This window comes from Pseudomonas sp. MSSRFD41 (assembly GCF_014230245.1).
Lineage (GTDB): Bacteria > Pseudomonadota > Gammaproteobacteria > Pseudomonadales > Pseudomonadaceae > Aquipseudomonas > Aquipseudomonas piscis.
The window spans coordinates 171,217-183,844 of sequence record NZ_JACKZK010000003.1 but is presented as its reverse complement, the minus strand read 5'-3'; the positions used below and the strand labels follow the sequence as shown (position 1 = coordinate 183,844).

Here is a 12,628-nt window from a genome sequence, read left to right as displayed (position 1 = left end):
AGGGCCTTGCCTGGCGATCACCGGAAGACCTAGGCCCCGCACGCTAGTAGCCACGCTGGATCTGCACCGGATTCTCCAGGGACAAACCATCGCCCCAGCGCCGGAGGTTGCGCTCCAGCAGCCGGGCGATATTCAGGTAGACCCCGGGCGAGTTGGCCGAGGTGTGCGGCGACAGGTGAATCCGTGGATGGCGGTAGAACGGATGCCCCTCGGGCAACGGCTCGGGATCGGCCACGTCCAGGCTGGCCAGGCCGATGCGCCCGCTGTCCAGGGCCTTGAGCAGCGCCGGCTGATCGATCAGCGCGCCCCGGGCGATATTGATCAGGTGCAGCCCCGGCTTGGCCATGGCCAGCACATCGGCGTCGACCACCTGGCGGGTCTGCTCGGTCAGCGGCACCGCCAGCAACAGGTGGTCGGCGCGGGAAAACAGTTGCCCCAGGTCGCTCACCGACTCCACCCCGGGCACCTGCAAAGGCTGCGGCGAACGCCGCAGGGCCAGCACCCGCATGCCCAGCGCCAGGGCCTTGGGCGCCAGTTCCCGGGCAATGCTGCCAAAACCGAACAAGCCCAGGGTGCTACCGGCCACCGCCGCCAGCGGTCGTTGCTGCCAATGTTCGGCACGCTCGACCCACACCTGGGGCAACCCCTTGGCGGCGGCGAAGATCGCCGCCAGGACGAACTCGGCGATGCTGGACGCAGTGCAGCCCCGGGCACTGGCCACCGGCAGGTGCTCGAACAGCCAGCGTGGGAAGTAATCCAGGCCGGAACTGGCCAGTTGCACGAAACCCAGGCCGAAGGGCCAGCCGGCCGGTGGCTGCGCCGCGTCGCGAAAATCGGCATGGGGCGCGGCCAGCAGCACCTGGATATCCGTGGGCAAGCCGACGGGAATGCCCCGGGGCAGGTCCAGCACCTCGATCCCGGGCAGCCACTGGCGCAACTGCCGGTTGAAGGCGGCGTCGAGCTGGCTGGCGATGCGCGTCACACCTGGGCTCCACGGCTGGGCAAGGCGAACGCGGCACGCCCCACCGCGCCGAGGATGGCGTCGTTCTGCGGCGTATGGATACGGCTGCACAGCACATCGCGATAGTGGCGCTCGATGGGATTGCCGCGGGCCAGCCCCGGGTTGCCGATGGCCTCGATCCCCAGTTCCACCGCACTGATGGCGTTACTGGTGACCAGGTACTTGACCTGGGTGGCCTCGCTGGCGGCGATGCGCCCTTCGGCGGCGGCGTCGAGCAGTACCCGGTTGTTCAGCAACAAGGCATCGATACGCCCGATCAGTTCCTGGAAACGCGGCAGGCTCGACAGCGGCGCGCCGAGGTTGGCCGGGGCCCGCTGGGCCAGCCAGCCCAGCAACCAGTCGCGGGCGGCGCGGGCCACCCCGTCGTAGATCGCCGACAGCAAGACCGCCAGCCAGAGCACGCCCTTGCTGTCCAGTTCCGAAGGTCGCGGGACGTTGGCCGGCTGGATGTCCACCGCCTGCTCCAGGGGCACGAACACCTCGTCGAAGATCACGTCGTGGCTGCCGGTGGCGCGCATGCCCAAGTGGTCCCAGGTTTCCTCGATGCGGATGCCCGGGCTGTCGCGGTGCACCAGCCAGGTGCCCACGCGGGGCTCGGGCTCGTCGCTGCGGGCCCACACCGCCAGCCAGGTCAGCCCGGGAATGCCGGTGGAGTAGATCTTGCGACCGCTGAGCAACCAGCCACCCTCGACCCGCCGCGCCAGGGTCGCCGGCAGGCCGCCGCGAGCGGGAGTGCCCAGGTCCGGCTCGACCCGCAACGCATTGATCAACGCCCCGTCCTGCACCGCTTCGCGGGCTACTTGCTGGCGCAGGTGCAGGGGCCAGGCGGTGTTCTGCTGCAGGCGCGTGTGCTGCAAATACTGCATCACCAGGACCAGGGCGGTGGACGGTTCGCCCTGGGCCACGGCGCCGATCACCCGCCGCGCCTGGGCCAGGGTCGCCTCGCTGCCGCCCAGGGCCCGGGGTACGGTCAAGGCCAGCAAGCCATGCTGGTGCAGGCGTTGCAGGTTGGCATGGGGAAACTCGCCGTGGCGATCATAGTGGGCCGCCGTGGCGGCAAACTCCTCGCTCAACTGCTGCAGCAGGTCGGCGAACGCCACGGAGTCCAGCTCAAGGGGCGCCGCAGTGGCGATGGTTTGTTCAGTGCAAAGGCTCATCGGCTGGCAATCCTGCTCAGGGGTGGGGCAACAAGGGGGGCCGGCTCGGCCTCGGTTTCGACGCCCAGTAATTGCAGCAACCGCCCACGCAGTTGCTGGAACCCGGGAAGGCCAGCCTGGCGCGGGCGCGGCAGGCGGATCGGCAGTTGCTCGGCAATGCGCCCGTTGGCCAGCACCAGCACGCGGTCGGCCAACAGCAGGGCTTCATCGACATCGTGGGTCACCAGCAACACCGCCGGGGCATGGGCCTGCCACAGGCGGATGATCAACCGATGCATGCGGATCCGCGTCAGCGCGTCGAGGGCGGCAAAGGGTTCGTCCAGCAACAATAGCTGCGGCTCGCGCACCAGGGCCCGGGCCAGGGCCACGCGCTGGGCCTCGCCACCGGACAAGGTGCCGGGCCAGGCCTGCAACCGATGGGCCAGGCCCACCTCCTCCAGCGCCGCCTGGGCCCGCTGGCGCACCTGCTCGCCCCGTACGCCGAGGGCGACGTTGCGCCAAACGCGCTTCCAGGGCATCAAGCGTGGCTCCTGGAACACCGCGGCCATGGCCGTCGGTACCTGCAAGCGCCCGGCGTCGATGGGCTCCAGCCCGGCCAGGGCGCGCAGCAAGGTGGTCTTGCCCGAGCCGCTGCGGCCCAGCAAGGCGACGAACTCTCCCGGGGCGATGTCCAGGTCCAGTTCGTCGAGCACCGCTTGCCCGGCGAAGCGCCGGGTGATGCCACGGCCTTCGACAGCGGCCGGCAAATGGCCCGCTGCGGTCGGGCCCGGTGGCGAAGATGACAGCTGCATGGCTCAACTCCTGATGAAAGTCGGCCGCCAGGCCAGGGCGAAACCTTCAAGGCCGCGTACCAGGGCATCGATGCCCAGGCCGAGCACGCTGTAGACCAGCAGGCAGATCACGATCACGTCGGTGCGCATGAAGTCCCGGGCGTCATTGACCAAGTAGCCGATGCCGGCGCTGGCGTTGATCTGCTCCACCACTACCAGGCCCAGCCAGCTGATGCCGAAGGCGTAGCGCAGGCCGACGAAGAACGCCGGCAGGGCCCCGGGCAGGATCACGTGGACGATCCGTTCCCAGCGCTTGAGGCCCAGCAGGGTCGCGGCCTCCAGCAGCTTGGGATCGAGGCTGCGGATGCCGGAGAACAGCGTGAGGTAGATGGGAAAGGTGGTGCCCAGGGCGATCAGGGCGATCTTGGGCGCCTCGCCGACTCCGAACCAGAGGATGAACAGCGGCACGATGGCCAGGAACGGCAAGGTGCGCAGCATCTGCATCGGCGAGTCGATGGCCAGCTCGCCACCGCGCGACAGGCCGGCCAACAGGGCAAGCAGCGTACCGAGGCTGACGCCGATGGCCAGGCCGGCGAAGGCGCGCTTGAGGGACACCCACAGATGCCCACCCAGCTCACCACTGCCCAGCATCTGCCACAGGGTGGCACCGATGGTGCTGGGGGCGGCGATGACCCGCGCCGGCAGCAACCCGGTGCGCGCGGCCAATTCCCACAACACGAGCAGCAGCAACGGGCTGGCCAGGCGTAGCAGCAGTTGCACCAGGGCCCGATATCCAGGGCTGGCAGGCCAATGGCCGGAGACTTTGAGCGGGGCTTGCGCAGGCATTTCAACATCCCTATTTCAGCGCGTTCGAAGCCCATGCTAACTACATAAAAAACGTCCGTGAAATTCGTTTTGGTTCTAAATTAATATACAAAAATTGCATTCACTAGCACTTGAGATATGCAATTAACTTGCATACCAGCGAACTGTCCGCGCCGTTCAGGACGGTGACGGGCCGACACGGGCAGCCACCATTTCACCGAACATGCTCACCGGCTCCTGGAGGTTGCCGAGGAAGCGCGGATGGATCAGCCACAGGTCGATCACCGGCTTGAAATCGCTGACCGGCACGATCTCCAGCTTGTCCCGATGGCTGCTGTTCTCCAGCAAGGGCAGCGGCACCAGGCCATACCCCAGGCCATTGGCGATCAACCCCAGTTGCAGCTCGGTGCCGAAGGTCTCCAGGTTGATCTGCAGCGACAGGCCCTGGGCACTCAGGGCCCGTTGCAGGCCAGCGCGGAAACCACAGCCATCGGGATTGAGTACCCAGCCGCGCTGGTAGCAATCGGCAAGCTTGCAGGAACGCTTGCGCGCTTCGCCCCGGGCCGCCACGACCACCAGGTTCATGCTGGCCAGGGAACGCCCCACCACCGCCTCGGGAAACACCTTGCCGGCAGGGAACAACGCGGCCACCACATCCAGCTCGCCGTTCTCGACCTTGCCCAGCAGGTGGCTGCCCCAACCGGTGGCCACCGAGGTCTGCAACTGCGGGTAGAGGGCCTTCAACTGGCTCAGGGCATCGAGCAGCACCACATCGCCGATGGTCTGCGGCACGCCGATGCGCAGGGCGCCGCTGGGGGCGCCGTCACTGGCCACCAGCTCGTTCAGCGCATCGATGCTGCGCAGCACTTCCAGGCACTGGCCATACACCCTGAGCCCCATGCTGGTGGGCTTGAGCGGCTTGGTATTGCGGTCCAGCAACTCGACCCCGAGCGCCTCCTCGAAGTTCTGCACCCGGCGGGTGATGGCCGGCTGGGTCAGTTGCAGGGCGTCGGCCGCCTGGCTGATGGTCTGGCAGCGGATCACCGCCACGAACGCGTTCAGATCATCTATCTTCATTCTTTTTTCGCATAATAAATGACTGGAAAAATGTTCGATAAGAATAATACCTTTTAGCTCGACCGTGTAGTTCGTGTCGTTCGTCCTGTGTCCACGGAGGGAACCCATGCCCCACAACGCCTCGACCGTCTCCATCGCCTCACCCAACCTGGCCCGCCTGCGCGGCTTCATCGGTGACCTGGCCGAGCTGCTCGACAGTCATCCCGACGAAGCCCGGGTCCTGGACCAGGGGGCGACTTTGCTGCAACGCCTGGTGAGCCAGGACGACTGGCTGCCCGACGCCTTCGCCCAGGCCGATCCGCAGCGCTACCAGCAATTCTTGCTGCACGCCGACTCGCGCCAGCGTTTCTCCATCGTCAGCTTCGTCTGGGGTCCGGGCCAACGCACGCCGATTCATGACCACCGCACCTGGGGCCTGATCGGCATGCTGCGCGGCGCCGAGGACTCCCAGGGCTTCGAGCGCCTGGCCGACGGCCGCCTGCAGCCTGCCGGCTCACCGGTGCGCCTGGTGCCGGGCCAGGTGGAAGCGGTGTCGCCGCGTATTGGCGATATCCACCAGGTGACCAACGCCCATGCCGACCGGGTGTCCATCAGCATCCATGTCTACGGCGCCAACATCGGCGCGGTGCGGCGTGGGGTGCATGACCTGGACGGTCACGAGAAGCCTTTCATCTCCGGCTATTCCAACACCTTGCTGCCCAACCTCTGGGACCTGTCGAAGGAGCCCCTGCAATGACCGATTTCCCGACCCGCAGCCCGGAACAAATCCGCCAGGCCTTGCTCGAACGCCAGGAACTGGCCCTGGTGGACGTGCGTGAAGAAGCGCCCTTCGCCGAAGCCCATCCGCTGTTCGCCGCCAATATCCCGCTGTCGAAACTGGAGCTGGAGGTGTATGCGCGCATCCCCAGGCGCGATACCGCCATCACGCTCTATGACCAGGGCGAAGGCCTGGCCGAACGCGCCGCGACCCGTTTGCGACAACTGGGCTACAGCGATGTCGCCCTGCTCGCGGGCGGCCTCGACGGTTGGCGCAACGCCGGGGGCGAGTTGTTCAAGGACGTCAACGTGCCGAGCAAGGCCTTTGGCGAACTGGTGGAGGCCGAGCGCCACACCCCATCGCTGGCTGCCGAGGAATTGCAGGCCTTGCTCGATCAGCAAGCCGACCTGGTGGTGCTCGACGCCCGGCGCTTCGACGAGTACCAGACCATGAGCATCCCTGGCAGTACCAGCGTGCCCGGGGCCGAGCTGGTGCTGCGGGTCCGCGAACTGGCGCCCGATCCACGAACCCGGGTGGTGGTCAACTGCGCCGGACGCACCCGCAGCATCATCGGCACCCAATCGCTGGTGAACGCCGGTATTCCCAACCCGGTGGCGGCCCTGCGCAACGGCACCATCGGCTGGACCCTCGCCGGCCAGGCCCTGGAACACGGCCAGCAGCGGCGCTTCACCACACACGCCGGCGCCCACCGCGCACAAGCCCAGGCCGCGGCCCGGGCGGTGGCCGACCGGGCCGACGTGGCGCGCATCGACCTGGCCCAGTGGCGCCGCTGGCAGGCCGAACCCCAGCGCACCAGCTACCTGTTCGATGTGCGCAGCCCGGAAGAATTCGCCGCCGGCCACCTGCCCGGCGCCCGCTCCACCCCAGGTGGCCAATTGGTGCAGGAGACCGACCATTTCGCCAGCGTGCGCGGCGCGCGCCTGGTGCTGGTGGACGACGATGGCGTGCGGGCCAACATGAGCGCTTCATGGCTGGCGCAGATGGGTTGGCAAGTAGCCGTGCTCGACGGCTTGCGGGGCAGCGACTTCAGCGTGCGCGGGGCGTGGCAGGCGCCGTTGCCGGACAGCCCGGCGGTCGAGGAAATCAGCCCGCGGACCCTGGCCGACTGGCTGCGCGAGCCCGGTACCCTGGTGCTGGATGTCACTGCCAGCGCCAACCATGTACAACGCCATATCCCTGGCGCCTGGTGGGTACTGCCCAGCCAGTTGGCCCAGGCCCTGGAGCACCTGCCGCCACCCGAGCGCTTCGTCCTGACCTGTGGCAGCAGCCTGCTGGCGCGCTTCGTCGCCCCGCACTTGCAGGCCCTGACCCAACGCCCGGTGTTCGTGCTCAGCGGCGGCACCAGTGCCTGGATCGAAGCCGGGCTGCCCGTGGAGCAAGGCCAGCAGCGCCTGGCCTCGCCACGCATCGATCGCTACCGGCGCCCTTATGAAGGCACCGACAATCCCCGGGAAGCCATGCAAGCCTACCTGGACTGGGAGTTCGGCCTGGTGGCGCAGCTGGGACGCGACGGCACTCACGGCTTCTTCGTGATTTAAACGCTGGAGGCGGCTTGCCGGTACAACTCGGCCAGCCGCTGGCAGGACGGAAAGCAGCCGCAGTGTGCTATCAATCGGCCAAGTGACAAATAGCAATAATTCTCGATATCATTCGCGACCTCCTGCCCACCGCGTCGTCAAGAAGGATATCCATGTCTCGCTCCAAGCCCGACTCTGCCTCGGTGGACTCAGTTCGCGGGTTCTATGCCGACATCCTGCATTTCCTGCGCAAGCGCACGGATAACGCCTGCGACGCGGCGGACATGACCCAGGACGTATTCACCCAGTGGCTCGATTACCGTGACCGGGCCCAGGTGGAGCAGCCCCGGGCCTTCCTGTTCCAGATGGCGCGCAACCTGTTGCGTGATCATTGGCGGCACCAGCAGGTGCGCTCCAAGGCGCATCAGCAGGCCCATCCCGAAGACAGCTTCGACAACGAGCCCCTGGCCGACGAACGGCATGAGCCGCTGCCCGCCGCCCAGCGCCTGCAACGCCTGGAACAATTGAAGGAAGTCCTTGCCCAACTCTCGCCGCGCCGCCGCGAAGCCCTTATGCTGCACCGCTTCGAAGGGCTGAGCCAGGCACAGATTGCCCAGCGCATGGGGATTTCCGTCAGCATGGTGGAAAAACACATCGCCTTTGCCCTGCTGCACTGCAAGCAGCACCTACAACGAGAAAACGGCAAGGAGCTGCCTGAATGACCCGCTTTCCCGGCCGCCAAGACGACAGCGACAGCGAACAGATCGATGTCGAGGCCGCCAGTTGGTTCGCCCGTAACCGCAACTCCCCGGACCGCGCCAGCCGCAAGGCCTTCGACGCCTGGATGGCGCATCCGGCCCATGCCCGGGCCTATGCCGAATTCGAAGAGTTGTGGGTGGACCTGGCGCAATTGCAGCAACTGAGCAAGCCGATTGCACTGCCCCGGCGCAGGAACCCGGCCTGGCGTCCGGCCCTGGCGGTGGCCGCGGCCGTGCTGTGCACGGTGCTGGCGGTCAACCTGGGCACGTCCAGGACGCCCTACGTCCAGCAGGTCGCGGCCCAGGAACAGGGGTCACGAGCCTTCAAGCTCCCCGATGGCAGCACCTTGTACGTCAACGCCAATACCCAGGTGCAAATCGACTTCAGCGCACAACAGCGCGATATCTACTTGCAACACGGCCAGTTGTACCTGGAGGTCGCCGCCGACAAGGAGCGACCGCTGTGGGTGCACAGCGGCGCGGCCAAGGTACGGGTCGTTGGCACGGCCTTCGATGTGCGGCGTGGCCAACGCCAGCTGGTGGTCAGCGTCGCCCATGGGCAAGTGGCCTTCAGCCCGGACGGGCGCCCCGCCGAACTGGCCTTGCTCGGTGCCCGGCAACAGGCCATCTACGACCTGCAAAAGGGCACCTTGCGCCAGCAGTCCCTGGAACAGGACGACGTGGCGGACTGGCGTAGCGGCCGCCTGGCCTTTCGCAACCGTGACCTGGCCAGCCTGGTGGACGAGTTGAACCTTTACCGGCGCCAGCCAGTGCAGCTGGCCGATGGCCCCCTGGGCGCCTACAAGGTCTCGGGTAACCTGGACGTCAACGATCCGGACGCCCTGATCAAGGCCCTGCCCACGCTGATCCCGGTCAAAACCGTGGCCCAGGCCAATGGCCAGTTGAAGATCGAAGCCCGCTGAACCTCAAGCATGAGAATATATTTCATTCGCATATGAGGTTTTTTTTCACTGTCGCGTCTTCCTCCCGTCTGCAATCTGTCCGCAGCGCTTTTCCGGCCTTTAAGCCGATTTGGGGGAAGTCATGTTTCGCGCGCTCTTGCCTGTTCCGTTAGTTCGTACCCGCCCGACCCTGCTGGCCGTCTGCCTGGCGTTGAGCCTGCCGGCCCACGCCGGATCACTCCATTTCCAGTTGCCGGCGCAGCCCCTGGCCGCATCCCTGAGCCAGGTCGCCCAGCAAGGGAAAATCCAGCTGCTGTTCGACGAGCAACTGCTGCGTAACGCCAAGGCGCCAGCCCTGCAAGGTGACTTCAGCCCGGAAGAGGCGATCCGCCAGCTGCTGCGCAACGGCCAGTTCAGCCTGGTCAAGGTCGACAACACCTATATCGTGCGTCCTGCCGAAACCAGCCAGAGCAGCGGCTCGGCCCTGCAACTGGGGGCCACGAGCGTGATCGGCAACGGCTCGGTGGTGGATTCCTCCAGCGTCGGCCGCTCGACCCTGAACCAGGCGGAGATCGATCGCCACCAGGCCAACAACGTGGTCAGCCTGATCGATACCCTGCCCGGCGTGAGCCTGGGCGGCTCGCTGAAACCGGGTGGCCAGACCATCAATATCTGGGGCCTGGGGGACGCCGAGGATGTGCCGATCACCGTCGACGGCGCCACCAAGAGCGGCTTCGAGCGCTACCAGCAAGGGGTGATCTTCATCGAGCCGGAGCTGATCCGTCGAGTCGAGGTGGAAAAGGGCCCGCACTCGCCCAAGACCGGCAACGGCGGCTTCGGCGGCACCGTGCACACCGAGACCAAGGACGCCCCGGACCTGTTGCAGGACGGGCGCAATGTCGGTGCCATGGTCAAGTACGGCTACAGCAGCAACGACCATCAGCAGGCCTACACCTCTGCGGTCTATGGCCGCACCGACGATCATCGCTTCGATGCCCTGGCCTACTGGACCAAGCGCGATGGCGACGACATGAAGCTGGCCAGCTCGATCCCCGATCCGCGCAACCAGTACCTGGTCAACCCCAAGCGCCAGCCCAATACCGCCCAGGACCTGGACGGCCAGCTGTTCAAGCTCAACATGCAACTGACCGACGAGCAGCGCCTGGGCTTCACCTACAGCAGCTCCGACAGCGATATCTGGGCGCCCTTCTCGGCCAAGAACTACCCGGAGCCGCCAAGCAAGGCCAACATCGACAAGTACGGCTATGACGGCGCCACCAAGCGCTACCTGGCCCAGCGCAACACCCTCGACACTACCTGGCTGGCCAAGTACCAATACACCCCGGTGGACAATCCCTGGGTCGACCTCAAGGTCCAGTATTCCAACTCCAAGACCGACCAGACCGACAAACGCGGCCCGAGCGCCTTCTACCAACCGGTTACCGGCGGGCGCAAGATCACCGTGGGCTACGAGGACAAGATCCTCGAAGTGACCAATGTCAGCCGCTTCAGCACCGGCCCGCTGGACCACGCCCTGACCAATGGCATCCAGATCCGCAAGCACACCCGCGAGGTGGATATGTGGATGCCGGGCAAGACCTATGAAGTGCCCAAGTACAACTACGGCCACTACCAGCCAGGCTTCATGCCCCATGGCAAGGTCGACAACAACGCCTTCTATATCCAGGACGCCATCACCCTGGGCGACTTCACCCTGACCCCGTCCCTGCGCTACGACCATGTGCGCAACCGTGGCCAGGAGAACGATGCGCCGCTGTACAACAGCAGCAACCCCAAGGACGGCCATGACTATGGCGACAAGACCTATACCGGCTGGTCGCCGCGCCTGTCGGCGTTCTGGACGGTGAACCCGCAACTGGCGCTGTTCGCCGACTACAGCAAGACCTGGCGCGCGCCGGTGATCGACGAGCAGTACGAAGTCCAGGCCCCGGGCAGCAGCCGCTCGGCCACCAGCCGCAACCTCGACCCGGAGCGCATCACCGCGCTGCGGGCGGGGACCATCCACAACTTCTCCAAGCTGCTGACCGACAACGACAGCGCGCAGATCCGCACCACGGTGTTCCAGAACAAGATCAGCGACGAGATTCTCAAGGCCACCGGCATCGGCTGCGCCGAGCAGTTGAGCACCGGCAAAAGCATCGCCCAGGTGTGCAAGGAGTCGCCGATGTCGGTCTATCGCAATATCGGCGACCTGACCATCAAGGGCTTCGAGGTCGAGAGCTTCTACGACTCCAACTACCTGTTCGGCTCGCTGTCCTACTCCTGGATCACCGGCAAGCACCAGGGCGCCTACACCAACCCCTGGGGGCCGAACGTCTGGGCCCGGGACATTCCGCCGCGTAAATGGGTGGCGACCCTGGGCCTGAAGATTCCCCAGTGGGATGCCCAGGTGGGCTGGCAGGGCCAATGGGTGCGCCAGACCGACCGGGTGCCCAGCGATCTCTACCCCGGCGGCGTAGCCAGCGCCATGGGCGACTCGTACTGGGACCAGTACAAGAACGACCGCTACAACGTGCACGGGCTGTTCGCCAACTGGAAACCGCAGCAGGCCTACCTCAAGGGCACCGAAGTCCACTTCACCCTGGACAACATGTTCAACCGCGACTACCGCCCGCCGCTCAGTGGCGACAACGCCTACAGCGTGGGGCGCAACGCCAAGATCAGCGTGACCCGGTTCTTCTGAAGGCCTTCGCCTGGCGCAGCACGCTGCGCCAGGCGAAGCACCACCGATGTATTGCAAACCTTTAGCTTCGCCCTCCCACTGGCCCTCCCTGGGCTAGGATCGACCTCCCCCCTGAAAACCGTTGGAGTGCCTTTGGGCGCTTTCAGCCAACGCCCCATTGACCGCGTACGAACACTATCGTACAAACAGGCAAGCATCATGGACAGAGGCTTCAGGAAGGTCAGGCGGGACCTGATCAATGCACTACAGAGCGGTAACTATCTGCATGCCGCACGCGACTCGATCGAGGTCAAGAACCTGCTGGCCACCGGCGAGGTGTCGGCCGGCCAACTGATCGAGGTCATCGTCGCCTGCAAGGGCAGCGACCACCAGTGCAGTGTCCACCACAGCGCCCCGGACCTTGCCGTCCATGTGCTGAGGAAGGCGGGCTGGTACATCAAGTTCTACTTTATCGAGCCAGAGGCGTGGTTCATCAGCGTTCACCGATGAGGACAACCCATGAAACTCTATCTGCAGGGCGACCGGGGCAAGGCACTTTGTGAGCATTGCCAGCAGGTCGTGGGCATTAGCTACACCCGGCGCGACGTGCCCTTCAGCGACGGCAACGGCCAGGCCCGGGAGATCCTGGTGGGGGTCTGCGACCTCTGCGCCACGGTGGTGGCCATTCCCCCCCAGTCGACCCCGGCGATCAAGGAAGCGCGCCGCCAGCAACTGACCTCCATCGAGGCGCGGCTGCCGGCGGTCTACCTCGACGTCCTGGACGCCGCGATGCACTCGGTGGCCGAAGACGCCGGGGTGCAGATGCGCAAGCTGTTCTTCAGCTACTACTTCAGCGCCCCCCTTGTACCTGCCCTGGAACAAGTGCACGACGACTTCGCCCAGTACCTGGCCCAACAGGCCGAGGTCCGCCAGATACCTGCCGTGCATGCAATGAAACGCCTGTCGCTGAAGGTGAACCACTATGTGGCCGCGGATCTCGCGCGCCTGCTGCAGGCGACGCGGATGACCCAGACTGAACTGCTGAAATCACTCATCGCGCAGATTCGCCTGGATGTGCTCGAAGGCGGCAACCCGGCGGTGATCGCCGACCTGCGCCAGCTGGCACGCCTGGGGCTGTGA

The 12,628-nt window shown here is 65.9% G+C and carries 12 protein-coding genes; 7 read left to right on the top strand and 5 right to left on the bottom strand.

The genetic code is table 11. The annotated features are described in order from the left end of the window. Positions 1 to 43 precede the first annotated feature (43 nt). The 5 genes from H7A76_RS07710 to H7A76_RS07690 form a co-directional block, all read right to left on the bottom strand. Positions 44 to 982: a D-isomer specific 2-hydroxyacid dehydrogenase family protein gene (locus tag H7A76_RS07710; RefSeq protein ID WP_185697954.1), complete on the bottom strand. Its 939-nt coding sequence runs from the start codon at positions 980 to 982 to the stop codon at positions 44 to 46. Continuing rightward, positions 979 to 2,178: an acyl-CoA dehydrogenase family protein gene (locus tag H7A76_RS07705; RefSeq protein WP_185697953.1), complete on the bottom strand. Its 1,200-nt coding sequence runs from the start codon at positions 2,176 to 2,178 to the stop codon at positions 979 to 981. Before H7A76_RS07705 ends, H7A76_RS07710 begins: the two co-directional genes overlap by 4 nt. Then, positions 2,175 to 2,969, bottom strand: a complete 795-nt coding sequence (locus H7A76_RS07700; RefSeq protein ID WP_185697952.1) for an ABC transporter ATP-binding protein — start codon at positions 2,967 to 2,969, stop codon at positions 2,175 to 2,177. The genes H7A76_RS07705 and H7A76_RS07700 overlap by 4 nt, the downstream gene beginning before the upstream one ends. A 3-nt stretch (positions 2,970 to 2,972) precedes the next feature. Beyond that, positions 2,973 to 3,794: an ABC transporter permease gene (locus H7A76_RS07695; RefSeq protein WP_185697951.1), complete on the bottom strand. Its 822-nt coding sequence runs from the start codon at positions 3,792 to 3,794 to the stop codon at positions 2,973 to 2,975. A gap of 156 nt (positions 3,795 to 3,950) precedes the next feature. Then, positions 3,951 to 4,850, bottom strand: coding sequence for a LysR family transcriptional regulator (locus tag H7A76_RS07690; protein WP_185697950.1), 900 nt, complete (start codon positions 4,848 to 4,850; stop codon positions 3,951 to 3,953). Positions 4,851 to 4,956: 106 nt separating this feature from the next. On the opposite strand from H7A76_RS07690, the gene H7A76_RS07685 reads away from it, so the two are divergent. The 7 genes from H7A76_RS07685 to H7A76_RS07655 all read left to right on the top strand — a co-directional run bounded on the left by H7A76_RS07685 (position 4,957) and on the right by H7A76_RS07655 (position 12,628). Then, positions 4,957 to 5,586, top strand: coding sequence for a cysteine dioxygenase (locus H7A76_RS07685; RefSeq protein ID WP_185697949.1), 630 nt, complete (start codon positions 4,957 to 4,959; stop codon positions 5,584 to 5,586). Next, the gene (locus tag H7A76_RS07680) at positions 5,583 to 7,166 is read left to right on the top strand and encodes a rhodanese-related sulfurtransferase (protein ID WP_185697948.1); all 1,584 of its coding nucleotides are present in this window, start codon (positions 5,583 to 5,585) and stop codon (positions 7,164 to 7,166) included. The genes H7A76_RS07685 and H7A76_RS07680 overlap by 4 nt, the downstream gene beginning before the upstream one ends. Positions 7,167 to 7,318: 152 nt before the next feature. Next, the gene (locus H7A76_RS07675; RefSeq protein WP_185697947.1) at positions 7,319 to 7,867 is read left to right on the top strand and encodes an RNA polymerase sigma factor; all 549 of its coding nucleotides are present in this window, start codon (positions 7,319 to 7,321) and stop codon (positions 7,865 to 7,867) included. After that, positions 7,864 to 8,826 (top strand): FecR family protein, encoded by a 963-nt coding sequence (locus H7A76_RS07670; protein WP_185697946.1) that lies wholly within the window; start codon positions 7,864 to 7,866, stop codon positions 8,824 to 8,826. The genes H7A76_RS07675 and H7A76_RS07670 overlap by 4 nt, the downstream gene beginning before the upstream one ends. A gap of 121 nt (positions 8,827 to 8,947) precedes the next feature. Continuing rightward, positions 8,948 to 11,509 (top strand): TonB-dependent receptor, encoded by a 2,562-nt coding sequence (locus H7A76_RS07665; RefSeq protein ID WP_185697945.1) that lies wholly within the window; start codon positions 8,948 to 8,950, stop codon positions 11,507 to 11,509. Between the two features lie 198 nt (positions 11,510 to 11,707). Further along, entirely contained in the window at positions 11,708 to 11,998 is a 291-nt protein-coding gene (locus H7A76_RS07660; protein WP_260497930.1) for a hypothetical protein, read from the top strand. A gap of 9 nt (positions 11,999 to 12,007) precedes the next feature. Next, entirely contained in the window at positions 12,008 to 12,628 is a 621-nt protein-coding gene (locus H7A76_RS07655) for a hypothetical protein (protein ID WP_185697943.1), read from the top strand.

Bases quoted from the DNA above. Each gene is read 5' to 3' on its own strand.
- H7A76_RS07675 (WP_185697947.1), top strand. From the start codon at position 7,319: ATGTCTCGCTCCAAGCCCGACTCTGCCTCGGTGGACTCAGTTCGCGGG.
- H7A76_RS07680 (WP_185697948.1), top strand. From the start codon at position 5,583: ATGACCGATTTCCCGACCCGCAGCCCGGAACAAATCCGCCAGGCCTTG.
- H7A76_RS07705 (WP_185697953.1), bottom strand. From the start codon at position 2,178: ATGAGCCTTTGCACTGAACAAACCATCGCCACTGCGGCGCCCCTTGAG.
- H7A76_RS07700 (WP_185697952.1), bottom strand. From the start codon at position 2,969: ATGCAGCTGTCATCTTCGCCACCGGGCCCGACCGCAGCGGGCCATTTG.
- H7A76_RS07690 (WP_185697950.1), bottom strand. From the start codon at position 4,850: ATGAAGATAGATGATCTGAACGCGTTCGTGGCGGTGATCCGCTGCCAG.
- H7A76_RS07655 (WP_185697943.1), top strand. From the start codon at position 12,008: ATGAAACTCTATCTGCAGGGCGACCGGGGCAAGGCACTTTGTGAGCAT.
- H7A76_RS07685 (WP_185697949.1), top strand. From the start codon at position 4,957: ATGCCCCACAACGCCTCGACCGTCTCCATCGCCTCACCCAACCTGGCC.
- H7A76_RS07660 (WP_260497930.1), top strand. From the start codon at position 11,708: ATGGACAGAGGCTTCAGGAAGGTCAGGCGGGACCTGATCAATGCACTA.
- H7A76_RS07695 (WP_185697951.1), bottom strand. From the start codon at position 3,794: ATGCCTGCGCAAGCCCCGCTCAAAGTCTCCGGCCATTGGCCTGCCAGC.
- H7A76_RS07670 (WP_185697946.1), top strand. From the start codon at position 7,864: ATGACCCGCTTTCCCGGCCGCCAAGACGACAGCGACAGCGAACAGATC.
- H7A76_RS07665 (WP_185697945.1), top strand. From the start codon at position 8,948: ATGTTTCGCGCGCTCTTGCCTGTTCCGTTAGTTCGTACCCGCCCGACC.